Annotated in this window: 19 protein-coding genes; 8 read left to right on the plus strand and 11 right to left on the minus strand. The window is 71.7% G+C overall.

Translation table 11 applies throughout. The features are described from left to right. Positions 1-55 precede the first annotated feature (55 nt). Positions 56-3,715 carry a thiol reductant ABC exporter subunit CydD gene (gene cydD, locus HCC30_RS20490; RefSeq protein WP_169444066.1) on the plus strand — a complete coding sequence of 1,220 codons (3,660 nt, stop codon included), beginning with the start codon at positions 56-58 and terminating at the stop codon, positions 3,713-3,715. A 62-nt stretch (positions 3,716-3,777) separates the two neighbouring features. Beyond that, on the plus strand, positions 3,778-5,613 hold the full coding sequence (locus HCC30_RS20495; protein ID WP_169444067.1) for a GAF domain-containing sensor histidine kinase: 1,836 nt from the start codon (positions 3,778-3,780) through the stop codon (positions 5,611-5,613). A 129-nt stretch (positions 5,614-5,742) separates the two neighbouring features. On the opposite strand, the gene HCC30_RS20500 is transcribed toward HCC30_RS20495, so the two are convergent. The 7 genes from HCC30_RS20500 to HCC30_RS20530 all read right to left on the minus strand — a co-directional run bounded on the left by HCC30_RS20500 (position 5,743) and on the right by HCC30_RS20530 (position 13,310). Beyond that, positions 5,743-6,618 (minus strand): HAD hydrolase family protein, encoded by an 876-nt coding sequence (locus tag HCC30_RS20500; RefSeq protein ID WP_169444068.1) that lies wholly within the window; start codon positions 6,616-6,618, stop codon positions 5,743-5,745. Between the two features lie 118 nt (positions 6,619-6,736). After that, entirely contained in the window at positions 6,737-7,756 is a 1,020-nt protein-coding gene (locus tag HCC30_RS20505) for a S8 family serine peptidase (RefSeq protein ID WP_240979757.1), read from the minus strand. Between the two features lie 113 nt (positions 7,757-7,869). Beyond that, positions 7,870-8,673, minus strand: coding sequence for a hypothetical protein (locus HCC30_RS20510; RefSeq protein WP_169444070.1), 804 nt, complete (start codon positions 8,671-8,673; stop codon positions 7,870-7,872). A gap of 302 nt (positions 8,674-8,975) precedes the next feature. Continuing rightward, the gene (gene mycP / locus HCC30_RS20515; RefSeq protein ID WP_169444071.1) at positions 8,976-10,265 is read right to left on the minus strand and encodes a type VII secretion-associated serine protease mycosin; all 1,290 of its coding nucleotides are present in this window, start codon (positions 10,263-10,265) and stop codon (positions 8,976-8,978) included. A gap of 89 nt (positions 10,266-10,354) precedes the next feature. Beyond that, positions 10,355-11,788 (minus strand): hypothetical protein, encoded by a 1,434-nt coding sequence (locus HCC30_RS20520; protein ID WP_169444072.1) that lies wholly within the window; start codon positions 11,786-11,788, stop codon positions 10,355-10,357. 21 nt (positions 11,789-11,809) lie between these two features. Beyond that, a complete protein-coding gene (locus tag HCC30_RS20525) occupies positions 11,810-12,139 on the minus strand; it encodes a hypothetical protein (RefSeq protein WP_169444073.1) in 330 nt (109 codons plus the stop codon). Between the two features lie 259 nt (positions 12,140-12,398). Then, positions 12,399-13,310: an LLM class flavin-dependent oxidoreductase gene (locus tag HCC30_RS20530; protein WP_169444074.1), complete on the minus strand. Its 912-nt coding sequence runs from the start codon at positions 13,308-13,310 to the stop codon at positions 12,399-12,401. A gap of 125 nt (positions 13,311-13,435) precedes the next feature. Between HCC30_RS20530 and htpX the strand changes: the two genes are divergently transcribed. Then, complete coding sequence (gene htpX / locus HCC30_RS20535) at positions 13,436-14,344, plus strand: zinc metalloprotease HtpX (RefSeq protein WP_169444075.1); 909 nt, start codon at positions 13,436-13,438, stop codon at positions 14,342-14,344. A 65-nt stretch (positions 14,345-14,409) separates the two neighbouring features. Beyond that, the gene (locus tag HCC30_RS20540; protein ID WP_169444076.1) at positions 14,410-14,997 is read left to right on the plus strand and encodes a hypothetical protein; all 588 of its coding nucleotides are present in this window, start codon (positions 14,410-14,412) and stop codon (positions 14,995-14,997) included. Between the two features lie 7 nt (positions 14,998-15,004). Here the strand turns inward: HCC30_RS20540 and HCC30_RS28790 are convergent, their stop codons facing one another. The 3 genes from HCC30_RS28790 to HCC30_RS20560 all read right to left on the minus strand — a co-directional run bounded on the left by HCC30_RS28790 (position 15,005) and on the right by HCC30_RS20560 (position 18,956). Further along, positions 15,005-16,177 carry a MerR family transcriptional regulator gene (locus HCC30_RS28790; protein ID WP_346776731.1) on the minus strand — a complete coding sequence of 391 codons (1,173 nt, stop codon included), beginning with the start codon at positions 16,175-16,177 and terminating at the stop codon, positions 15,005-15,007. 119 nt (positions 16,178-16,296) lie between these two features. After that, positions 16,297-18,105 carry an SDR family oxidoreductase gene (locus HCC30_RS20555; protein WP_169444077.1) on the minus strand — a complete coding sequence of 603 codons (1,809 nt, stop codon included), beginning with the start codon at positions 18,103-18,105 and terminating at the stop codon, positions 16,297-16,299. After that, positions 18,102-18,956 (minus strand): M24 family metallopeptidase, encoded by an 855-nt coding sequence (locus HCC30_RS20560; RefSeq protein WP_169444078.1) that lies wholly within the window; start codon positions 18,954-18,956, stop codon positions 18,102-18,104. Before HCC30_RS20560 ends, HCC30_RS20555 begins: the two co-directional genes overlap by 4 nt. Before the next feature lie 318 nt (positions 18,957-19,274). Here HCC30_RS20560 and HCC30_RS20565 point away from each other — a divergent pair, with 318 nt between their 5' ends. The 4 genes from HCC30_RS20565 (at position 19,275) to HCC30_RS20580 (ending at position 23,150) form a co-directional block, all read left to right on the plus strand. After that, positions 19,275-20,372: an ABC transporter ATP-binding protein gene (locus HCC30_RS20565; RefSeq protein WP_346776726.1), complete on the plus strand. Its 1,098-nt coding sequence runs from the start codon at positions 19,275-19,277 to the stop codon at positions 20,370-20,372. Then, complete coding sequence (locus HCC30_RS20570; RefSeq protein WP_206324078.1) at positions 20,362-21,312, plus strand: ABC transporter permease subunit; 951 nt, start codon at positions 20,362-20,364, stop codon at positions 21,310-21,312. Before HCC30_RS20565 ends, HCC30_RS20570 begins: the two co-directional genes overlap by 11 nt. 118 nt (positions 21,313-21,430) lie before the next feature. Next, the gene (locus tag HCC30_RS20575; RefSeq protein WP_169444079.1) at positions 21,431-22,348 is read left to right on the plus strand and encodes an ABC transporter ATP-binding protein; all 918 of its coding nucleotides are present in this window, start codon (positions 21,431-21,433) and stop codon (positions 22,346-22,348) included. A gap of 37 nt (positions 22,349-22,385) precedes the next feature. Beyond that, positions 22,386-23,150: an ABC transporter permease subunit gene (locus HCC30_RS20580; protein WP_169444133.1), complete on the plus strand. Its 765-nt coding sequence runs from the start codon at positions 22,386-22,388 to the stop codon at positions 23,148-23,150. A gap of 78 nt (positions 23,151-23,228) precedes the next feature. Here HCC30_RS20580 and HCC30_RS20585 read toward each other — a convergent pair whose 3' ends face one another. Next, complete coding sequence (locus tag HCC30_RS20585) at positions 23,229-24,539, minus strand: MFS transporter (protein WP_169444080.1); 1,311 nt, start codon at positions 24,537-24,539, stop codon at positions 23,229-23,231. Positions 24,540-24,612 lie beyond the last annotated feature (73 nt).

Here is a 24,612-nt window from a genome sequence, read left to right on the forward strand (position 1 = left end):
GACGCCCGCCGCCCCCGAACTCCCCCTCCCCGCCGCGCACTTCAGCGAGGTAGCCATGAAGCCCGTCGACCCGCGACTGCTCCGTCACGCGCGCAGCACACGCCTCTTCCTCGTCGCGTCCGTGCTGCTCGGGCTCGCCGGTGCCGGCCTGGTCATCGGGCAGGCCATGCTCATCGCCGAGGTCGTCGTCGGCGCCTTCCAGCAGGGCGACGGCACCGCCGACCTGCGCACCCCGCTGCTGCTGCTCGTCGCCGTCTCCCTCGGCCGGGCCCTGGTCGGCTGGCTCACCGAGCTGGCGGCCCACCGGTGCAGCGCCTCGGTCAAGTCCCAGCTGCGCGGCAAGCTCATGGCTCACGCCGTACGCCTCGGCCCCGCCGGAGCCACCGCCACCGGCCCGGACGGCGCCCCGCTTCCGGCCCGCAACACCGGCGAACTGGCCACCCTCGTCACCCGCGGCGTCGACGCGCTCGACGACTACTTCTCCCGCTACCTGCCCCAGCTCGGCCTGGCCGTCGTCGTCCCCGTCGCCGTGCTCGCCCGGATCGTCGGCTCCGACTGGATCTCCGCCGCCGTCATCGCGGGCACCCTGCCGCTGATCCCCGTCTTCATGACCCTGATCGGCTGGGCGACGCAGGAGAAGATGAACCGCCAGTGGCGGCTGCTCTCCCGGCTCTCCGGCCACTTCCTCGACGTCGTCGCCGGGCTGCCCACGCTGAAGGTCTTCGGCCGCGCCAAGGCCCAGGCCGAGAACATCCGCGCCATCACCGACGACTACCGGCGCGCGACCCTCCGCACCCTCCGGATCGCGTTCCTCTCCTCCTTCGCGCTGGAACTCCTCGCCACCATCTCCGTCGCACTCGTCGCCGTCGGCATCGGCATGCGCCTGGTGCACGGCGAACTCGACCTCTACACCGGCCTGGTCATCCTCGTCCTCGCCCCCGAGGCGTACTTCCCGCTCCGCCAGGTCGGCGCCCAGTACCACGCGGCCGCCGAGGGCCTGGCCGCCGCCGACGAGGTCTTCACCGTCCTGGAGACCACCCCGCCGCGGCACGGCACCACCCCCGCGCCCGACCTGCGCGGCACCACGCTCCACCTCGACTCCCTCGTCGTACGCCACCCCGGACGCACCACCGACTCGCTGCCCGCGACCAGCCTCGACGTCGCGCCCGGCGAGACCGTCGCGCTCGTCGGGCCCTCCGGCGCGGGCAAGTCCACGCTGCTCGCGGCGCTGCTCGGCTTCGCGCGGCCCGCCTCGGGCGCCGTCCGCGCGGGCGAGCTGGACCTGGCCGACCTCGACCCCGAGAGCTGGCACCGGCAGATCGCCTGGGTGCCGCAGCACCCGCACCTCTTCGCGGGCACCGTCGCCGACAACGTCCGCCTCGCCGCCCCCGACGCCGACGAGGCGGCGGTACGCGCGGCCCTGCGCGAGGCCAGCGCCGAGGACCTCGACCCGGCGCTCGTCCTCGGCGACGAGGGCCACGGCCTCTCCGCCGGGCAGCGCCAACGCGTCGCGCTGGCCCGCGCGTTCCTCGCCGACCGGCCGCTGCTGCTGCTCGACGAGCCGACCGCCGCGCTCGACGGGGCCACCGAGGAGTCCGTCGTCGACGCCGTACGCCGCCTCGCCCGCGGCCGCACCGTCCTGCTCGTCGTCCACCGCCCGGCCCTCCTCGCCGTCGCCGACCGGGTGGTGCGGGTGGGCGCCGAAGCTGACCCGGACCGGCCCTCCGGTTCCGCTTCGGGTTCCGCTTCCGTCCCGGCGCTGCCCGGGGCGCGGGACCCGCGGGCCTCCGCCGTCGCGGACGCCCCGCTCGCCGTGCCCGAGGTACCGGCCGACGCGGCCGAGGAGTTCGTCAGCTACCTCTCGGACGGGGGCGCGGGCGGCGCCCCGAAGGCGGCGGAGAACAGCACACCCGTACCCGACGCCCCCGCGCCCCCCGGCCGCCGGGCCAGAGCGCTCGCCCGCGTCCGCCGCACCGCCCGCCCCGTACGCGGCCGCCTCGCGCTCGCGCTGCTGCTCGGCGCGCTCGCGCTCGGCAGCGCCGTCGGCCTGATGGCCACCTCCGGCTGGCTGATCTCGCGCGCCTCCCAACAGCCGCCCGTGCTCTACCTGATGGTCGCCGTCACCGCGACCCGCGCCTTCGGCATCGGCCGCGCCGTCTTCCGCTACGCGGAGCGGCTGGTCTCGCACGACGCCGTGCTGCGCCTCCTCGCCGGGCTCCGCGTGCACGTCTTCCGGCGGCTCGAACGCCTCGCGCCCGCCGGGCTGCGCCGCACCCGCCGCGGCGACCTGCTCTCCCGGCTCGTCGCCGACGTCGACGCGCTCCAGGACCACTTCCTGCGCTGGCTGCTGCCCGCCGCCGTCGCCCTCCTCGTCTCGCTCGGCGCCGTCGGCTTCACCACCGCGCTGCTGCCCGCCGCCGGAGCCGCGCTCGCCGTCGGCCTCGCCTTCGCCGGCATCGCCGTGCCCGCGCTCACCGGGCTCGTCTCGCGCCGCACCGAGCGCCGCCTCGCGCCCGCGCGCGGTGAGCTCAGCACCCGCACCGTCGACCTGCTCACCGGCACCGGCGAGCTCACCGTCGCCGGGGCGCTGCCGGCGCGGACCCGCGCGTTCCGCGCCGCGGACACCGCGCTGACCCGGATCGCGCACCGCTCCGCCGCCGCCACCGCGCTCGGCGCCGGGCTGACCGCGCTGGCCACCGGCCTGACCGTCGCCTTCGCCGCATGGGCCGGAGTCGCCGCCGTGCACGACGGCAGGCTCGGCGGACTGTCGCTCGCCGTCGTCGTCCTCACACCGCTCGCCGCGTTCGAGGCCGTCGCCGGACTGCCGCTCGCCGTCCAGCAGCGGCAGCGCTCCCGCCGCTCGGCCGAGCGGCTGTACGACGTGCTCGACGCGCCCGCGCCGGTCGCCGAGCCCGCGCAGCCCGCGGCCTCGCCCGCCTCCCCGTTCCCGCTCACCGTCAGCGGCCTCACCGTGCGTCACCCGGGGCAGGAGCGGCCCGCGCTGGACGGTGTCGGCCTGGAGCTCACCGCGGGCCGCCGCGTCGCCGTCGTCGGAGTCTCCGGCTCCGGCAAGACGACCCTCGCGCAGACCCTGCTCCGCTTCCTCGACCCCGAGCTGGGCGACTACACCCTCGGCGGCACCCCGGCCGCCGCGCTGACCTCGGACGAGGTGCGCCGCCACGTCGGCCTGTGCGCCCAGGACGCCCACCTGTTCGACAGCACCCTGCGCGAGAACCTGCGCCTGGCCCGCACCGACGCCACCGACGAGGACCTGTGGTCCGCGCTCGCCGCCGCCCGCCTGGAGCACTGGGTACGCGGCCTCCCGGACGGGCTGGACACCCACATCGGCGAGACCGGCGGCCGGCTCTCCGGCGGCCAGCGGCAACGCCTCGCGCTGGCCCGCGCGTTGCTCGCCGACTTCCCCGTCCTGGTCCTCGACGAGCCCGCCGAGCACCTCGACCTCGCCACCGCCGACGCCCTCACCGCCGACCTCCTCACCGTCACCGAGGGCCGCACCACGCTGCTCATCACCCACCGGCTGCACGGGCTGGAGGCCGTCGACGAGGTGCTGGTGCTGGCCGGGGGCCGCGTCGTCGAGCGCGGCACGTACGCCCAACTCGCGGCCGCCGACGGCGAGTTCGCGGCCATGCTCGCCCGCGAGCACGCCACCGACGAGCTGCTCGGCGCCGACCGGGAGCCCGCCCTCCGGGGGTAGCCGCGGCCCGCATCCGGCGGTGCCCGTTTTGACCGATAAATCCGGGGGCATACGCTCACAGCATGCCCCTCAGCAGTAGCAGCAGCCGCACCGCCGCCACCCCCTCCGCCCCGTCCCCGGCGGAGGGCCAGGAGCGCACGGCCGAGGCCGCGAACCAGGCCGCGCTGCTGGCCACCACCGGCCTGGAGGTGCTGCCCCAGGAGTCCGTCGAGCGGCTTCCGGCCCTGCTGGAGGCCATGGTCACCATCGGCACCGGGCCGGAGATCCACAGCACCCTGGACCGGATCGTCGAGACCGCGGCCCGCGTCGCCGACTGCCGCTACGCCGCCCTCGGCGTCCTCGCCGAGGGCCGCACCGGCCTCCGCGACTTCGTCACCTGCGGCATGTCCGACGAGGTCATCGCCCGCATCGACCACCTGCCCGACGGCAAGCACGGCCTCCTCGCCGTCGTCCTCGAACAGGACGAACCGCTCCGGCTGCGCGACCTGGCCGACGACCCGCGCTCCTGCGGCTTCCCGCCGCACCACCCGCCGATGCACAGCTTCCTCGGCCTCCCGATCAAGGTCGGCGACGAGGTCTTCGGCAACCTGTACCTGACCGAGAAGCGCGGCGGCGGCGACTTCACCGACAACGACGTGCTGCTCATCAAGATCCTCGCCACCCAGGCCGGCATCGCCATCGGCAACGCCCGCCAGCACGAGGCCGCCCGCCAGCACGCCCGCTGGATCGACGGCAGCGCCGCCGTCACCACCTCCCTGCTCGCCGGCGACGTCGACAACGCGCTCGCCGTCGTCGCCGAGGAGGCCCGCAGGCTCGCCGACGCCGCCGCCGCGATGGTGCTCATGCCGCGCGAGGAGGGCGGACTCGTCGTCGTCGCCGTCTCCGCCGAGGACGCCCGCGGCTTCATCGGCACCGTCGTCCCGCCCGACAGCCCCCTGCTGCCCCCACTGCTCGCGGGCGAACCCGTCTACGTCGACGACGCCGCCACCGACCCGCGCACCTCCACCGGCCTCGCCCGCCTCTTCGGCCCCAGCATGATGCTGCCGATGGAGAGCGACGGCCGGGTCGTCGGCACCCTCGCCATCCCGCGCGCGCCGGGCGCCGAGGCCTTCACCGAGGCGGAGAAGTCACTCGCCGCCCGCTTCGCCGCCCAGGCCGCCCTCGCCCTCGTCCTCGCCGAGGCCCAGCGCGACCGCGAACAGCTCGCCGTCTACGAGGACCGCGACCGCATCGCCCGCGACCTGCACGACCTCGTCATCCAACGGCTCTTCGCCACCGGCATGATGCTCCAGGGCACCCAGCGCGGCGCCGAGGTCCCCCGCGTACGCGAGGGCATCGCCAGCGCCGTCGACGAACTCGACGCCACCATCGCCGAGATCCGCACCACCATCTTCGCGCTCCAGCAGAACGAGGGCGAGGCCACGCCCCGCTCCGGCGTACGCACCCGCGTCCTCCGCGAAGTCGGCATCGCCGCCGTCCCGTTGGGCTTCCGTCCGTCGGTGACCTTCGCGGGCGCGGTCGACGCGAAGGTCACCGACGAGGTCGCGCAGGGTCTCATCGCCGCACTGCGCGAAGCGCTCTCCAACACCCTGAGGCACGCCCGCGCCTCCCGCGTCGACGTCACCGTCGACGCCTCCGTCCAGCTCCCCGACGGACGCGACGCGGTCCGCCTGACCGTCGCCGACAACGGCATCGGGATTCCCACCGACGGCCGCCGCCGCAGCGGCCTCGACAACCTCGTCCGCCGCGCCGAACAACTCGGCGGCCGCGCCGACTGGGAATCCGGCCACGAAGCCGTCACCCACGTCCCCGCCCACTGCCCCGGCCCCTACCCCAGCCCCAAGGGCACCCAAATCACCTGGGAGGCACCTCTGGACGCGGGGGAGGGGGCGGATTAGGGGCGCGGGGAACTGCGCGAACGGCCACGACGGCGGGGCGGATCAGGGGCGCGGGGAACTGCGCGAACGGCCACCGGCGTACCGGCAGACGGCCACGACGGGGCGGGCCCGAAAGACCCGCACCCCGCCTCAGCGGCCGGCGCCCCGCACCAGCGCCTCGATGACCGCCGCCACCCCGTCCTCCTCGTTGGACCCCGTCCGATGCGTCGTCGCCGCCAGCACGTCCGGATGCGCATTGGCCATCGCGTACGACGTCCCCGCCCAGCTCAGCATCTCCAGATCGTTCGGCATGTCCCCGAACGCCACCACGTCCTCCGGAGCGACCCCCCGCGCCTCACAGCACTGCGCCAGCGTGTCCGCCTTGCTGACCCCGCTCCCGCTGATCTCCAGCAGCGCACTCGGACTGGACCGGGTGAACTGCGCGTACCCGCCCGCCACTTCACGCCCCAGCTTCAGGAAACCGTCCGGATCGAGCGACGGATGGTGCGCCAGCAGCTTCAGCACCGGCTGATCGACGAACCCCGCCGCGGCACCCGTCGCCCGCGTCTCCCCGCCACCCTCCCCGAGCAGCTTCTCGACGGGCGCGATCACCGCCCCCGGATCCAGGAAGAACGGCGGATAGTCCGGCTCGTAGTGGATGCCCCCGCTCCGCTCCACCGCGAAGGACACTCCCGGCGCCGCCTCCCGCAGCGCCCGGACGACGCGCAACGCGTCCTCCACCCGCAATGGCCGGAACCGTACGATCTCCCGCCCCCGATGAAGATCGACGACGGCGGCCCCGTTCGCACAGATGGCGAGCCCGTGCCCGTGCACGTGCTCACTCACGACCCCCATCCACCGGGCCGGCCGCCCGGTCACGAAGAAGACCTCGATCCCGGCCACTTCCGCAGCCGCCAACGCGGCAACCGTACGCTCCGACACCGTTTTGTCGTCGCGCAGCAGAGTCCCGTCGAGATCGGTGGCAATGAGCCGGGGCAGCCCCCGGCCACGCTGACCGGAGGACATCCAAGACGTACACGGCGGCTGAGTCACCCCCCTATCATCCCGCATATGCCCGCACACCAGTGCACCTCGGGTCCCACTTGAGCACTTGAGGGGGGATGATTTCGGCCACGGAACGCCCTTAGCCCGCCCGCCGCGATCGACGGAACACGAAGATGCCGGTGAGCAGCATGCCCAGGCCTATGACGATGGCGGCGGCTGTGGCGACGATGTCTTCCGTGTGGAGCGGAACGGTGATCCTCTTGGGAGTGCCGTCAGGCGCCACCAGGTGCTTGTCTCCCTCGTAGTCCACCGGGCCCGCTCCGGCGTCCGGTACCGAGTCGACGGCCCTGACCGCGTCGGCGGCGTTGATCAGCCCACGTCCCACCAGGTCGTTCCGTCCACCGGCCGGCTTGTGGGCGGTACGCGTCAGGATCGTGCGGACCTGGGCCGGAGTGAGGTCGTTGTCGGCGGAGAGCATCAGGGCCACGACCCCGGACACCAGCGCCGCGGCGGGGGAGGTGCCGCTCACCGGGGAGTAGCCCCCCGTGTTCCGCGCACTGGTGATCTGAACCCCGGGGGCGGCGAAGGCCACGTAGCTGGCGACCGTGGAGAAGGGGGCGCGCTTGCCGTCCTTGCCGGTGGCGGCGATGGCCATGACGCTCGGGTAGGCGGCGGGGAACTGGCTGTCGTTGTGCTTGTCGCCGTCGTTGCCTGCCGAGGCGACCACGGGCACGCCGCGTTGGGCGGCGCGGCCGAGGGCGTTCGCCTCGCTGGTGTCATAAGGACCGATCAGGCTCCCGCTGTCACCGAGCGACAGGGAAATGACGTCCGCGCCGTTCGCCAGCGCGTAGTTGATGGCTTTCGCGAGCGACGACCGCTCGTTCTCGTCTTCCCAGACGTCGGCATCGTCGTCATCGGTCGTCACGCGGACGGGAAGGATCTTCGCTTCGGGGGCGACCTTCAGAACGTCGGAGGCCATGGCGGTGCCGTGCTTCCCCCACAGCGGATCGCCCGGCTCGTGGCCGTCCTCCACGTAGTTCGGGCCGTTCTCCAGGACCCTGCCCTTCACGGCCGGGTGATCGGCTACGACGCCGGTGTCCAGCACGGCGACCGTGATGCCGGCCCCCTTGCTGACGCGATGAGCCGCGGCGAGATCCATGGCCTTCGACTCCCACCCTGTGGGGGTGGCCGCATGTGCCGGTGCGATTGCCGTCACGGCAAGGACGGAACACAGCACTGAGGTCAGGGCTGTTGTCCTGATGAGCCGGTGCCTCATGCTTCTCCCTCTGCGACTTGCTGGAGGTGATGTTCCACGGCCAAGGACAGACTGGCGGCCGACGCCTTCCACGGCTGACGGTCGTAGTGCGCATTCCTGGAATTGCCCCAGGGCGGCGGGAGTTGCCCTGCCTTGCGCCCGTCTGCGGCTCCGGTGACAGCGGCGATGGAGTACTTCTTGGTGCCGACGATGCTCGACGTACCTGCCGCACCGTTCGCGTGCGGGTCGCTCCACTTCGCGGCAACGGTCTTCGGGACGGGGAAAGCCCGCACCCCGGGAGAGAAGGCGCTGGTGCTGTTCTCCTGCTGGGAGAAGAACGCCCCCAGTTCGTCGGCACCGTCGTCAGGTACGACGATGACACTGACGGACGCCAGGATGTTGCCGGTCGGGTCCGTATAGGTGGCCCTCAGCGCGGCCTTGCAACCCGCACGTTGTGCCGCCTTCGCGGTAGTTCCCTTGAGTGCGTCCTCGCAGCCGGTTTCCGGCGAGATCCCGAGACGCTGCCACTGGCCACGCTCCGGGTCGTTTGCCAAGCCGTACTCGCCTCTTGCGACAGGAGCCTTGCCGGCGTCAACGACCCCAAGGAACTTGGGGAAAATCCTGTCCACAGGCTCATTTCGCCAGAGGACGGGATCGTAGGCTTCGGCGTTGCTCTTCTCTTCCCGGTTACCGAAGACGTAGTAGCCGAAGACCAGGCCCGCTATCAAGCAGAGCGACCCAAATATGCACAGCGCGATACCCAGACAGCCGACAAGAGGCTTGCTTTTCGTGCCGGCCTCAGGTGCCGGTCCGGGAGGCATGGTCGGCGCAAATGCCGGGTCCTGGTGAGGGTAAGGAGGCGGAGGAGGCGTACTGCCGGATGAATTCCATGACGGTGGTGGGTAGGACATGTCTCCCTTCCTGGTCGGGTCCGCCGTGCGCCTGGGCATCTCCCCGTGTAGACAGGGCGCGTCCTGCACGCGAACTTCCCCGTCCAGTAGGTGAGTTGCTGCCCGCGGCCGGGCGGATTGACGAGCTGCGTACAAGGAGCGGACACGTAACGAGCCCCGGCCTCCGCTGCTGAGCGGAGGCCGGGGCTCGTCGCGAGCGGGTGTGACCGCCGTCAGTTGCGCGGCGGCTGCTGAGGCGGCGCGGTGTGCTGCGGCGGCCCCTGCTGATGCGGCGGCATCCCGTAACCAGGCGCCTGCCCCGGCTGGTTGGGGTAGCCGTACGGAGCCTGCGCGTCAGCCTTCTTCCGCTTACGGCGCCGCACGAGCACGATCGTCAGCACGATGGCACCGATGAACAGCAGCCCGAGGACACCGGTGATGATCCAGAGAATGACGGCCTGGCGGTCGGACTCGGCCTGCATTTCCTGACGTTCTTTTAGCTCTTCTTGGGATGCTTTTTCACCCTTGATGGGTTCGGGTACGGACAGCGGTCCCCACTTGGTCCCCTTGGGGATGTCCTCCTGAAGAGCAGCGAGCGGACGGATCATTCCGTATCCATATTGCTCGTCCGGGAGCTTGGCTCCTTGCAGGGCGGTGGGCACCTCGGCGGTCTTGGTGAGGCGGTTGACGATCTGCCCAGCGCTAAGGTCAGGGAACTTGGTCCGTAGTAGTGCTGCTGCTGCTGAAGCGTATGCAGTGGAGTCGGAGGTCCCTTCGGCGATCCTGTAGCCATTTAGATCGCTTGGGCCGCCAGCGGTAACAATGTCGACTCCGGGCCCACTTAGGAGCGCTTCTTTCCCTGTGTTCGACTTCTCCCAGAACTTGCCGTTTTTGTCAGTCCCAGTAACGGCGACAACGCCTGGGTACGCTGCCGGATAGCCGACTGGTCCTCCGTCATTTCCGGAGCCGGCGAAGATTACAACGTCGCGCTTCAGGGCGTATGCGATGGCCTCTTGTTCGGCCTCTTCGTTCAACGGTGCAGGCTGCTTCTGGGAAATATTGATCACTGAAGCGCCCTGGTCCACTGCATAGCGGATCGAAGCTGCGTAGCCGTCCTGGCGCTCGCCTTGGTCCCTGATGGGGAGAATCTTTGCCTCAGGGGCGAGCCCAATGACTCCGTCCTGATTTCCTGGGCCGTGGCCATGACCAGCAATGATTGCTGCCATCCCGGTCCCATGTTCTTGGCCTTGCTCAGGGGCTGCTGAGCCACCATCGATAAAGTCTTTGCCCTTGAGGACGTTACCTTCAAGGTCTCGATGGCTGGCGTTGACTCCGTCATCGATTACCGCGACGGTTTGCCCCCGGCCTTTGGTGGTCTTCCAGATGGACTCGGCTTCGAGCGTCTTGAGAGCCCACTGGTCATCTCTGGTCTGGTCCGCTGTGGCGTGGGGCGCTGAGGTGAAGACCAGCGCTCCGGTCAGCGCCGCGCCGCTGATGACGCGCAGGGTTCGCGTGATGCCCATCTGTCGAGTCCTTTATCCGGCGGAAGGGGTGCGGCCGGGTCGGCCGCACCCCTTGAGCGTGCGGTAGGTCGTAGTCTGCCGGGGCTGGGTCAGCCGATCGTGGGCGGGGCCACGTCGCGCCGCTTCGGCATCCAGGTTTCCTCGTCCTCGACCAGGTAGTCGGGACGCTCGCCCTGACGGTTCTCCTCTTCGCTGCCCTGGACGTTCCGGCCGGCCATGCCGCCGCGCATCATGCCCTGGCGGCCACGGTCGCCCGCCTGCGAGCCGCCGCGGCTGGAGTGCAGACCCTGGCCGCCCTGCTTCGCGGCGCCCTGGGACGCACCCGGCGTGTCCAGCATTCCGCCGCGCGCGCGGGCCAGCGGACCACGGCCGCCGGCACCCGTGATGCCCTTGCCCGCCGCGCCACCGGCACCGCCGGCGCCACCCATGCGGCCGCCGCCGAGACCGGCCGGAGCGCGGCCACCGGCGCCTGCACCGGTCTTCGCTCCTGCTCCGGGGGCGCCGCGGTTGCCGGAGGCCTGGCCGACGAGGCCGGGGCCACCGGCCGGGCCGCTGACGGGGCCTCCGCTGGGGTTGCCGGTAAGCCCACCGCCGGGGCCGCCGCCCTGCGGACCTCCGGACTTCGGGACGGTGGTCGCCGTTCCGCCCTGGATGCCGTTGACCTTCGTCGCGGTGCCGCCTTGTGCCACACCGGGGCTGGTTGCCTTCGGGGAGCCGGAGCCACCGGGGACGGTTCCGCCAGCCCGGCCGCCGGGGACTGCCGCGCCGGGGCCGCCGCCGTCAGGGGTGACGGGCACGGGTACGGGGGCTACGCCGCCGGGGTCGCCGGGGTACTCGGCGCCATTGTCAACACCCGGCCCCCCTGGCGGCGGCGGCTTCCGCCACGTCCCCATCGTCTTAGTCTGGGACGTATAGGCAACGGCAAGCGTTTCCATCTGGGCGGCTGCCTTGAGCTGCGCTTCCTTGCCTGCTGAGAGGTCGCCGCTGTTGTTGTCGAGGGCTGACTGGGCGCCCTTGTTGCCGTTGATGTCCTTGCGCCACTCGTTGTCGTCACGAGTGAAGCCGTCGCCGATCTTGTCCAGCCCCCGGTCCACCGTGTCGGGCTCTTCGATGGCGTCGACCTGCGGCTTGATCTCGCGCAGCTTCGTGCCCGCGTTGCGCATCGCGGTCGAGGTGTAGTCCGCGTACTTGGCGCAGTCGGAAATCTGCTTGCTGATCCGCTTCGCCCGCTTGGAGAACTCGTCCGCGGACTCGCCCTCCCAGTGCTGCAGCACGTGTTCGACGGCCTTGTCGAAGTCGCCCTTCACGCTGCCGCCGCCACCGACGAGGTGGTCGTGTACGGCCTTCCAGGCATCCGCGACGTCAAGTACCAGATCAGGCTTGGCCCCGGCAACCATGGCCTTCAGCTGCTGGAGGCTCTTCCCTGTTGCGAACGGAGTCTCGACGTCGCCCATGTAGCACATGTTGCCGGTGTCGGTGTACTCGTTATTGAAGCTGTCCTGGGTCGCGTTTGTGTCGCCCATGCTCTTCTCGCCCCCTGTCTGTTAGTTGCCCGACCCGGACTGGCCGCCGTCCATGCCGTGCTTGGCGTCATGCTCGGCGTTCTGGTAATTGCCGTGGACCTTCTTCGCGTTCTCGCCGAAGTCGTTGACGACGCCGTTGATGACACGGGTGATTTCCTGGATGAGGTCTTTCATTTCCTCATGCGCGCGATGGAGGTCATCGGCCTCCTTGAATTCCTTGCCGAGCGCTTGGGCGGGCAAGAACGTGTTGTACTTGCTCTTGGTGACCGAATCGCCCATGGCGGACGACACGCGCTTCAGCTTGCGTACCGTTTCCTCGAGTTCGCTGAGGTCGACTCGCATCTGGCCCACGGCTACGCCCCTCCCCGTTCGTCATCATCGTCGTGCGTTCCCTGTGTTCGCCGACCGTCCGCGTCCGGTCAGGCGTTCCACGGCGCGACGAGCAGTCGGCACTCATGGTGCCGCAAGTGTGTCGACTACACCCTAGTAAGGGCGACTGACAACCTGCTACCGGCTTGAGTGGCAGACCTCTCCCAAGGGTACGTGGATTTGGTCACGTTCCGGGGGTGAGGGGAACTTTCCGGATGTGGAGTTCGGGTGAAGTCCGAGGTCACCCCCCGCTGTTGAGCTGTGCCGGCCCCTCCGTGGCGATGCGTTCGAAGACGGTGGGGTCGGTGGCGAAGGGGCTGTCGGGGATGGGGGCGTGGAGGGCGAGTTCGGTGAAGCCGAGTTCGGCGTGGTGGCCCGCGAAGTCGACGAAGGCGTCCAGGGATTGGAGCGGGCGGTCGGGGGTGAACCCCGTGAGGAGGGTCCTGCCGAGCGAGGTCGCGTCGCGGCCCTCGGCCGCGCAGGTCTCGGTGAGGCGGGCGATCTGGGCGCGGAGGCCCGCCCGGGATTCCTCGGGTGTGCCCGAGAAGGTCTTCGGGTCGCCGGTGGTCACCCACGACTGGCCGTGCCGGGCCGCGAGGCGCATCCCGCGCGGGCCCGTCGCCGCGACGGCGAAGGGGAGCCGGGGGCGCTGGACGCAGCCGGGGACGTTGCGGGCCTCGTGCGCCGCGTAGTACCTGCCCTCGGCGGTGACGCCCTGCGGACCGTCCTCCGTGAGCAGTTGGTCGAGGAGGGGGACGAACTCGGCGAAGCGGTCGGCCCGTTCGCGCGGGGTCCACGCCTCCTGGCCGAGCGCCGTTGCGTCGAAGCCGCTGCCGCCCGCGCCGATGCCGAGCGTGACGCGGCCGCCGGAGATGTCGTCGAGGGAGATGAGTTCCTTGGCCAGCGTCACCGGGTGCCGGAAGTTCGGCGAGGTGACGAGGGTGCCGAGCCGCATCCGGGACGTCGCGGCCGCGGCCGCCGTCAGTGTCGGGAGGGCGCCGAACCAGGGGCCGTCCCGGAAGCTGCGCCAGGAGAGGTGGTCGTAGGTGTAGGCCGTGTGGAAGCCGAGCTCCTCCGCCCGGGTCCACTGCTCGCGCCCGCCCTCGTGCCAGCGGCGTACGGGCAGGATCACGGTGCTCAGGCGCAGACTCATGGGCCCGACCCTAACGGCGCGGGCGCGGGGGTCCGGTCTGGGCGCGTTCGTGGGGGTAGAGGGCACAATCGACAGTACGGGGAGGGGCAAGAGCCGGACGTCCGCGTGGAAAGGGAGCGCCCGCCATGGCAGCAGCACGTACCCGCTACGTCGCCGACCGCGGACTGACCAGCCGGATGGTCGTCACGATGTTCCTCATCGGACTGCTGTACGTCGTCTTCGTCGGCGTGCTGATCGCGCTGCTCGGCAAGGCGTGGCCGCTGATCGTGCTGCTGGCGGGCGGGATGTTCGTGGCGCAGTTCTGGTTCAGCGACAAGATCGCCGCGTTCAGCATGGGAGCCCGCGAGGTCACCCCCGAACAGGCGCCCGAGCTGCACGGAGCCGTCGACCGGCTGTGCGCGCTGGCGGACATGCCCAAACCCAAGGTGGCGATCGCGGAGAGTGACGTGCCGAACGCCTTCGCCACCGGCCGTAACCAGAAGAACTCCATGGTCTGCGCCACCACCGGCCTCATGCGCCGCCTGGAGCCGCAGGAACTGGAGGGCGTCCTCTCGCACGAGCTCTCGCACGTCGCCCACCGCGACGTCGCCGTGATGACGATCGCCTCCTTCCTCGGCGTCATGGCGGGCATGCTCACCCGGATCGCCCTGTGGGGCGGCCTCGGGCGGAACGTCGGACGGGACAACAACGGCGCGGGCATCCTGCTGCTGGTGATTCCGCTGGTCAGCGCCCTCGTGTACGCGCTCAGCTTCCTGCTGACGCGGCTGCTCTCCCGGTACCGCGAGCTGTCGGCCGACCGCGCGGGCGCCCTCCTCACGGGCCGGCCCTCCGCCCTCGCCTCCGCGCTGACGAAGATCAGCGGGGACATGGCCCGCATCCCGACGCGCGACCTGCGCAAGGCCGAACCGTTCAACGCCTTCTACTTCGTCCCCGCCTTCTCCGGCGAGAGCATGGCCGCCCTCCTCTCCTCCCACCCGCCGCTCCAGCGCCGCCTCGACCAGCTCGGCCGCATCTCGCAGCAGCTGGGGCAGTGACGACAACCGCACAGGCCCCAGCAGGGGACCGACGGCCGTGACCGGCCATGAGGGAGTGAGCAGCCATGGGGTTCCTCGACGCCATCCTCGGACGGAGCAAGCCCGTACGTCCCGACCTCGACAACCTCTTCGCCGTCCCCTCCGCCGCCGTGACGCTCCAGGCCGGAGCGGGGTTCGTCCCGACGGGCGTGGGCTCCGTCTGCTTCGCGAGCGTCGAGGGCGGAGCCTTCGCGCAGCTGCGCCAGGACGTCACCCAGCTGCTCGACGCGGACACCGAACGCGGCGGCATCCCCGTCGAGTTCAGCCAGGACGAGTACGGGTACACCTGGCTGCTCGCGCAGCACGGGCCCGACGCCGTCGCCGACCTGGTCAACGACCTGCACGCCGTCAACACCCTCCTCGCCGACGGCGGGTTCGGGCCGCAGCTGCTCTGCTCCCTCGTCGACTTCCGGGAAGAGCACGGCACCCGCTCCCTCGCCCTCGTCTACCTCTACAAACGCGGCACCTTCTACCCCTTCGCCCCCGTCCCCGGCGCCAAGGAGAAGCGGGACAACGCGCTCGAACTCCAGACCCGCGGCCTGCTCGCGGACGACCTCACCATCGAGACCGACCTCGGCCGCTGGTTCCCCGTCTGGGGTGCGCCGGGGCTGTGAGCCGGGGCTACTGCTGCGCGGGGTCCGCGAGGCGGTCCATGGTGCGGGCCTGCACCTCGCGTTCGGCGGCGGCGGTGATGAACGCCGCGACGTTCTCCTCGCCGACCAGGGACCGTACGGCGGCGAGGGTGCGGGCGGGGAGGTGCACGGGAGGCTCGGCTTCCTCGGGCTCGGGGGCGGGTTCCGCCGGCCGCGGGTCGGGCTCCGTCCAGAAGGACGGGTGGGCGGTGGCGGTGCGGAGGTGGTCGCGGAGGTTACGGGACGCCAAGGTCTGCATGGCGCGGGCCAGTTCGGCATCGACGGTCTGCTGGGCGAGGGGGCGGAGGCGGCGCACCAGTTCGGCTGCCTCGGTCACGTCCGCGTCGGTGGGGGGTACGCCCACGTAGCGGATGAAGACGTGCTCGTTGGTGAAGTCGACGAAGCGGGACGCGATGTGCTCGACCTGGCCGCGCAGCTCCCGCAGATGGCCGGTGATCGCGCCGAGCGGGACGCCGGCCGCGTGCAGCTCGGCGGCGACGGCCAGTTCCTGCGGGCTCGGGACGAGGAACTCGTCGGGTCGGCCCGCGAGCGGGACCAGCACGCCGAGCGCGACGGCCTCCTCGATGGCTTGGAGGGGGGTGGTGGGGGTGTTCGGCTGGAGCCCCTCTCGGGGCCCCTCCCCCTCCCCCGCCGCCACCTCTCCGGTTTTGGCCTGTGTGCCGTACGCGGGCACCTCGCGTTCGTCGGACGTGCTGAACTCGTGGCTCGTGCCGGGCTCTTGGCCCGCGCCGTGCTCCCCGGCCGCACCCGGGCGTGCGCAGGCAGCTTCGGACCGCGGGCTGAACATGGCGGTCAGTTCGGCCCGGGTCAGCCGGCCCGGTTCCTCGTCCGTCCACGGTCCTTCGACCTCGGTGACCAGGCCGAGTACGCCGCCCAGGCCGCGGCCCTCGTCCCACGCCTCCAGGAGCTCCTTGATGGAGGCGAGGGTGTAGCCGCGGTCCAGCAGGTCGGCGATCTGCCGGAGGCGGGCGAGGTGGGTGTCGTCGTAGACGTTGGCCCTGCCGCGCCGGGTGGGCTTGGGCAGCAGGCCGCGGTCCTGGTACGCGCGGATGGTCCTGACCGTGGCGCCGCTGCGACGTGACAGGTCCTCGATCCGGTACTCGGCGCGGTGGACGTCGCCCCGTCCCGGGCTCTCCGGTATGTCTGCCTGGTCGGTTCCCAACGCGTTTCATCTCTCTTCTTGCGCTTCAGCCTCCCGGACTGGCCCGTCGTGTGTCGTATGCCCCGTGCCGGTGGACGCCAACTCTGCCCGGGGGCGGTTCAGTTCGGCGGGCGCAGGCGGGCCATGGCGCGGAGGAGGGTGGGGGAGAGGCGGGATATGAGGCGGGAGCCGCGGGCTTCGGGGGTGACGGGGACGACGGCCTGGTTGCGGACGACGGCGCGGAGGATCGCGTCGGCGACCTTCTCCGGCGGGTAGTTCCGCATGCCGTACAGCCGTGACGTCCTGGCCTGGAGCTTTTCGCGTTCTTCCGGGCCGGCTCCGGCGAAGTGGGCGGTGCGGGTGATGTTGGTGTTGACGAGGCCGGGGCAGATGGCGGAGACGCCGATGCCCGATTCGGCGAGTTCGGCGCGGAGGCATTCGCTGAGCATGAGCACGGCGGCCTTCGAGGTGCTGTAGGCGGGCAGTGCGCGGGAGGGCAGGTAGGCGGCGGCGGAGGCGGTGTTGACGATGTGGCCGCCCTGGCCGCGGGCGGCCATCTGGGCGCCGAAGAGGCGGCACCCGTGGATGACGCCCCACAGGTTGACGTCGAGGGTCTTCTTCCAGTCCTCGGGGGTGGTGTCGAGGAAGGGGCCGGAGACGCCGATGCCCGCGTTGTTCACGAGGACGTCGACGGTGCCGTACTCGGCGGCGACCTTCTCGGCGAGTTTCTCCATGGCCTGCTGGTCGCTGACGTCGACGGTCTCGGCCCAGGCCTGGGGCGCTCCGACGAGCTGGGCCATGTCGGCGGTGCGGGCGGCGCTCTCGCCGTCCCGGTCGACGGCGATGACGCGGGCGCCGGCCTCGGCGAAGGAGAAGGCGGTGGCGCGGCCGATGCCGCTGCCGGCGCCGGTGACCAGGACGAGGTTGCCGGCGAACCGGTCGGCGTGGGCGCCCTTGGGGGCGGTCTCGCGTACGGAGCCGGAGCCGTCGGTCTCGTGGGCGGTGACGAACTCGGTGATCCAGTCGGACAGCTGGTCGGGGCGGGTGCGGGGGATCCAGTGCTTGGCCGGGATGGTCCGGCGGGTCAACCGGGGGGCCCAGAGCTCCAGTTCGTCGTAGAGGCGCTGGCTGAGGAACAGATCACCCGTGGGGGTGATGAGTTGTACGGGGGCGTGGGCGTAGCAGTCCTCGCGGGGCCTGCGGAGGCGGGAGCGGACGTTGTCGCGGTAGAGCCAGGCTCCGTGGGAGGCGTCGCGGGGGAGGGACGGGGTGGGGTAGCCGTCGCCGGGGACGTTCTCCGCCTTTTCGAGGATCTTGGGCCAGCGTTTGCCGAGCGGGCCCTTCCAGGCGAGTTCGGGCAGTACGGGGGTGTGCAGCATGTAGACGTACCAGGAGCGGGCGCCCTGTCCGGCGGCCTGGGCGAGGCGGCGGGGGGTGGGGCGGGAGAGGCGCCGTTTGATCCAGTGTCCGAAGTGGTCGAGGGAGGGGCCGGACATGGAGGTGAAGGAGGCGATGCGGCCTTCGGTGCGTTTGACGGTGGCGAATTCCCAGCCCTGTACGGAGCCCCAGTCGTGGCCGACGAGGTGGACGGGCGCGTCCGGGGAGACGGCGTCGAGCACGGTGAGGAAGTCGTCGGTGAGTTTCTCCAGGGTGAAGCCGCCGCGCAGGGGTTTGGGCGCGGTGGAGGCGCCGCATCCGCGTACGTCGTAGAGGACGACGTGGAAGCGGTCGGCGAGCCGGCGGGCGACCTGGGACCACACCTCTTTGCTGTCGGGGTAGCCGTGGACGAGGACGACGGTGGGCTGGGTGGTGTCGCCGAGTTCGGCGACGGCGAGTTCGACGCCCTCGCGGGTGCGGACGGTGCGGTTCCGGGCTCCGGGCAGGTGTGCGCCGTCGCTGTGCGGGGCCGGGTGGGGTGTGCTGCTCATGCGGCTTTCGCCTCCTCTTGCCAGCGCCGCACGTGCGGCAGGTCGTCGTCGAGCCAGTAGGCGCTCTCCTCGGGGTCGCGGGAGTCCGTGACGACGAGGATCTCCTCGAACTTCGCGCCGGTGCCGCGGAATCCGAGGTGGGGTTCGACCGCCCACAGCCCGGGCTGCGGCGGGTGGTCGGAGAAGCGGTACGGGGACCACAGGGGGGACCAGCCGTCCCGGTGGCCGTGCAGGGCGTCGCTCGCGAGGCCCTTGAGGGCGTTGGTGCCGAAGCCGAAGAGGGTGGGTGACCAGCGGCGTCGGGGTACGCGGTCGACCTTGTGCGCGACGACGCCGAAGGGGTAGGCGCGGTGCCGGTTCGCGTATCCCTGGCGGACCATGAGGTCTTCGACGTGTCCGTAGATTTCGCGGAGGGTGCGGCGTTCGCGTACCTCGCGCAGGATGAGTTCGCGGTGTGCGCGGAGGTCGGTGAGGAGCCGGTCGTGGACGGGGTTGAGGCCGAGGCAGCCGGAGTAGCCGATGTCGGCGGTGCAGCCGTTGTGGATGGGGGCCATGTCGAGGATGAAGGGCATGCCGGGCTCGAGTTTCTTGCCGGTGGGGAAGAACTGGAGCGGGATGCGGAAGTCCGTGAAGGCGGTGCGGTCGCCGAACCAGGCGAAGGGGAGGTGGAACCAGTCCCGGACGCCGCGTTCGTGCAGCCAGTCCCGCTGCATCCGGGCCGCTTCCCGTTCGGTGATGCCGGGCTTGAGCTGGGCGGCGACCGCCTCGGCGCAGGCGTAGCTGAGCCGCTGCACTTCGCGGAACTCGTCGAGCCCGGCGGGCAGTTGCCGCCTTTTCACTGCGGAGAGCATGGTCGACCGTCCCGTCCTCGTCGAAGGGGGGTCCGCTACGTGGCCGTAACGTGACACTGATGAATGTGACAACGCCGCGTGGCGACGTCAAGGGGTCGGAGCAGCCTGTGGATACCGCTGGTAACAACGGGCGTGGTGGCGGGTGTTGGCGGTAGCCCCGCTTCCGCTTCCCTGTCTCCCCCTCCGTCCGCCTCAGGACCCTGACGCCGGTCCGCCGGAAGTACCGCTGCCCCTAGGGGCCCGTCAGCCTGGAGTACCACGGGGATTCGGCCCCCTGGGCGGACGTGCCGGGGCGCCCCGGAGCACTAGCTTCGAGGGGTGACTGTGATCGCGACCGAAAGCCTGACCAAGCGGTACCCGCGGGTGACCGCGCTGGACCGGCTGTCCGTGGGCATCACCCCGGGTGTGACCGGCCTGGTGGGCGCCAACGGGGCCGGCAAATCGACCCTGATCAAGATCCTGCTCGGCCTGGCCCCGGCGACCGAGGGCACCGCTTCGGTCCTCGGCATGGACGTCTCCCGGGAAGGCCAGGCCATCCGGGAACGCGTCGGCTACATGCCGGAGCACGACTGCCTGCCGCCCGACGTGTCGGCCACGGAGTTCGTCGTCCACATGGCGCGCATGTCCGGCCTCCCGGCGACGGCCGCACGGGAGCGCACCGCGGACACCCTGCGCCACGTCGGTCTGTACGAATCGCGTTACCGCGCCATGGGCGGCTACTCGACGGGCATGAAGCAGCGGGTGAAGCTCGCGCAGGCGCTCGTGCACGACCCCCAGCTGGTGCTGCTCGACGAGCCGACCAACGGCCTCGACCCCGTCGGCCGGGACGAGATGCTCGCCCTGATCCGACGGGTCCACACGGACTTCGGGATCTCCGTCGTCGTCACCTCCCACCTCCTCGGAGAGCTGGAGCGGACGTGCGACCACGTGGTCGTCATCGACGGCGGGAAGCTGCTGCGGTCCTCCGCCACGGCCGAGTTCACGCAGGCGACGCCGGTGCTCGCGGTGGAGGTGACCGACACCGACACCCACCCCGACGGCACCGCGGCTCTGCGCGAGGTGCTCACCGGCGCCGGACTCTCCCTCCCGGGCGCCGGGGACGGCTCCGGCGCGCAGCCCGAACGGGCCCCCGGCGCGGGGCACTTGGTGCTGGTGGACGCGCGGGACGAGAGCGCGTACGACACGGTCCGCGACACGGTGGCGGAGCTCGGCCTCGGGCTGGTGCGCATGGAGCAGCGCCGGCACCGCATCGCCGAGGTGTTCCAGTCACCGCCGTCCGAACGGACGGATCCGGACGCCGGACGGGAAGCGTCCCGCCCGGCACAGACCGAGCCGCGGTCCGCGGGGGCGCCGGTGCCGGAACCGGAGCTCCAGTCGGCGCAGGCGCAGAAGGGAGGCAGCGGCGATGCCTCCTGAGACCCGGCAGAACCCGCAGCAGAGCGGCACGGTGCCGCCGTCCGGGGACGTCGCGCCCGGGCAGCGGGCCGACGACGTCATCCACAACATCGGCTACCGCGGCTACGACGGCCCGCGCCTCGGCCGGGCCTACGCCCGCCGTTCCCTCTTCGCGCAGTCGCTGCGCGGCGCGTACGGACTGGGCAGGGCGGCGAAGTCGAAGCTGCTGCCGATGATCCTGTTCGCGGTGATGTGCGTGCCGGCCGCGATCGTCGTCGCCGTCACGGTCGTGACGAAGCTCCGCGACCTGCCCATGGGGTACACGGACTACGTCATCCAACTCCAGCCCGTCATCGGCATCTTCATCGCCGCGACGGCGCCCCAGGCCGTCTCGCTCGACCTGCGCTTCAAGGTCACCCCGCTGTACTTCTCGCGGCCCGTCTCCCGCGCCGACTACGTCGGGGCGAAGTACGCGGCCCTGTCCGCGGCGCTGTTCGTCTTCCTGGCCGTCCCCGTCGTCATCCTCTACATCGGGGCGCTGCTGGCGGAGCTGGACTTCGGCGACCAGACGAAGGGCTTCGCCCAGGGGCTGCTGTTCTGCGCCCTGTTCGCCGTCCTGCACGCGGGCATCGGCATCGCCGTCGCCGCGCACACCCCGCGCCGCGGGTTCGGCGTCGCCGCGATCATCGCGGTGCTGACGATCCCGTACTTCCTCGTCTCCGCGCTCCAGGCGATCGCCGGGGTGCAGGACAACCCGGAGATGATCGGCTGGCTCGGGCTGGGTTCGCCCGGCTCGCTGATGGACGGCATACAGGCCCGGTTCCTCGGCGGCGAGCCCGCCGTTCCCGGGATGCCGGACCTCAGCGGCCCGCAGACCGCCGCCTACCTGGCGCTCTGCGCGGTGCTGATCGCCGGCACCTTCGCGCTGCTGCTGCGCCGCTACCGCAAGGCCGGGCTGTGACCGCCCCCGCCCGGGTGCCGGCGCCCGGACGGCGGCCCGTTCCGGCCGCGTCCGCTCAGCTCGCCTCCGCCCGGCGGAACCGTCCCACCGTCACCCCTCGAAGGAATGGGCCGCGCCCATGAGTGTTCTCTCCATCGACCACGCGTCCCGCTGGTTCGGGAACGTCGTCGCCGTCAACGACGTCAGCATGGACATCGCCCCCGGCGTCACCGGGCTGCTGGGGCCCAACGGCGCGGGCAAGTCCACGCTCATCAACATGATGGCGGGCTTCCTCGCCCCCTCCACCGGCAGCGTCACCCTCGACGGGCGGCCGATCTGGCGGAACGAGGAGTCCTACCGCGAGATCGGGCTCGTCCCCGAGCGCGAGGGGATGTACGACTTCCTCACGGGCTGGGACTTCGTCCTCGCCAACGCGCAGCTGCACCGGCTGCCCGACCCCCGCGCCGCGGCGCGGGAGGCGCTGGCGACGGTCGAGATGGAGCACGCGCAGGAGCGGAAGATCTCCACGTACAGCAAGGGCATGCGGCAGCGGGTGAAGATGGCCAGCGCGCTCGTCCACCACCCCTCCGTGCTGCTGCTGGACGAGCCGTTCAACGGGATGGACCCGCGCCAACGCATGCACCTGATGGACCTGCTGCGCAGGATGGGCGAGCAGGGCCGCACGGTGCTGTTCTCCTCGCACATCCTGGAGGAGGTGGAGCAACTCGCCTCGCACATCGAGGTGATCGTCGCCGGACGGCACGCGGCGAGCGGTGACTTCCGCAAGATCCGCCGTCTCATGACGGACCGTCCGCACCGCTATGTCGTCCGCTCCAGCGACGACCGCCGGCTCGCCTCCGCGCTGATCGCGGACGCGTCCACGGCCGGCATCCAGCTGGACTGGAGCGAACAGGCGCTGCGGATCGAGGCGATCGACTTCACCGGGTTCACCACGCTGCTCCCGCGCGTCGCCCGCGAGCACAACATCCGGCTCTACACGGTCTCGCCCTCGGACGAGTCCCTGGAGAGCGTCTTCTCGTATCTCGTCGCGGCCTGAAGGGAGTTCGCCCGTGTCCTCACCCACCACACCCGCGGTGCCCCCGGCCTCCGCGGCGCCCGCCCCCTCGCGGTTCTCCCCGTACGACCCGACGGTCGCGCGGCTGACCTGGCGCGCCCTGCTGGGGCGGCGTCGCGCGCTGCTGCTGTGCGTGCTGCCGCTGCTGCTGGTCGGCGTCGCGTTCGCCGTACGGTCCATGACCGGCATGGACGACCGGGTGGCGGCGGAGCTGCTGGGCGGCTTCGCGCTGGCCACGATGGTGCCGCTGATCGGCGTGATCGCCGGAACGGGGGCGATCGGCCCGGAGATCGACGACGGATCGATCGTCTATCTGCTGTCCAAGCCGCTGAAGCGGTCCACCATCATCTGCACCAAGCTGGTCGTCGCGATCGGTGTGACGGTCGCGTTCTCGGCGGTGCCGACGCTGATCGCCGGGTTCGTGCTGAACGGCAACAGTCAGCAGATCGCCGTCGCCTTCGCGGTCGCGGCGGCCGTGGCGTCCGTCGGCTACAGCGCGGTCTTCCTGCTGCTGGGCACGGTCTCGCGGCACGCCGTCGTCTTCGGGCTGGTCTACGCGCTGATCTGGGAGGCCCTGTTCGGCAGCCTGATCTCGGGTGCGCGGACGCTGTCCGTGCAGCAGTGGGCGCTGGCCGTGGGCGAGCGGATAGCGGGCCCCGGCGCGGGGGTGGCCTCCGACGTGGGGCTGACCACGGCCGTCGTCCTGCTGGTGGCCGTCACCGTCGGCGGAACCTGGCTGGCGAGCCGCAAGCTGCGCACGCTCACGGTCGTGGGCGACGAGTAGCGGCGCGCGCCGCCGCGACGGGCCGAGGCCCGCTCCGTACGGGTAGGGAGCGGGCCTCGGGCTGCGGGGGAGCGGGGGTCAGTCCGCGGCGAGGAGCTTCTTGTCGCGGCCGGCGCCGATGCCGAGCAGGACGAGCCCGGCGCAGACGACGAGCATGAGCACGATCGGCACCGTCCAGCCGCCCGTGACGTCGTGCACGGCGCCGAGCGCCAACGGGCCCACGGCGGCGAGCAGATAGCCCCAGGTCTGTGCCATGCCGGAGAGCTTGGCGGCCGAGTGCGCGTCGTGCGTCCGCAGCACCATCATCGTCAGCGCCAGGCCCAGCGTCCCGCCCTGGCCGACGCCGAGGAGGGCGGCCCAGAGCCAGGCGCCGGCGACGGGCGCGATCAGCAGTCCGGCGATGCCGGAGGCCATCAGCGCGACGACGCCGACGGCCAGCAGCCGCTGGTCGCGCATGCGTCCGGCGAGGGTGGGGACGACGAACGAGCCGACCATCTGCACCAGCGTGCTGAACGCGAAGACCAGTCCGGCCGTCGCACGGTCCATGCCGTGGTCGGTGAAGATGGTCGGCATCCACGCGATGGTGACGTACGCGATCAGCGACTGGGCGCCCATGAACAGCGTGACCTGCCAGGCCAGTCCGGAACGCATCAGCCGGGTGCCCTCGGTGCCCGCGCCCGCCGCCGTGCCGTGCGCGGGGCGTGCGGCGGCCTGCCCGTGCGCGGTGCCCCGGCGGGCGAGGAGCGCCTGCGGCAGCCAGACCACGGCGGCGACGGCGGCCAGCAGCGCCCAGGAGACCAGCGAGCCCTGCCAGCCGCCGAGCGCCCGCTCCAGCGGGACGGCGGTGGCGGCGGAGACGGTCGCGCCGAGGATCATGGACGTCGAGTACAGCGCGGTCATGCCGGCGGCCCGCTCGGGGAAGTCCCGCTTGATGAGCCCGGGCATCAGGACGTTCAGCAGCGCGATGCCGGTGCCGACGACGGCGCAGCCGACGAACAGCGCGACGACGGGCGGCGCGATGCGCAGCACGATGCCGCCCGCGAGCAGCACCAGCGCGGAGAACAGCACGGTCTCCGTGCCCCAGCGGGCCGCCAGCCGCGGCGCCAGCGGGGAGGCGAGGCCCATGAAGATCAGCGGGATGGTGGTGACGAGGCTGCTGGTGGTGGCCGTCAGCGCGAAGTGGTCGCCGATGTCGCCCAGTACGGGGGAGACCCCGGCGAGCGCGGCCCGCATGTTGAGGGACGCGAGCACGATCCCGAGGAGGACCAGCGCGGGGTGCGCGGCGCGCATCCGCTTCCTGGCCTCGGCGACGGGGCGGCTGGGCGCCAGGTCCTCCTCGGCGTCGATGAGTTCGGCCTCTATGAGCCCTTCCGGGCCGGTTCTGGACATGCGGGCGGTTGCCTCTTTCCGTAGTGCTGCGAGGGGCGCGCTCGGACGCGGCGGGCGCCCCTCGCGGGGGTCA

The organism is Streptomyces sp. HNM0574 (assembly GCF_012726235.1).
GTDB lineage: Bacteria > Actinomycetota > Actinomycetes > Streptomycetales > Streptomycetaceae > Streptomyces.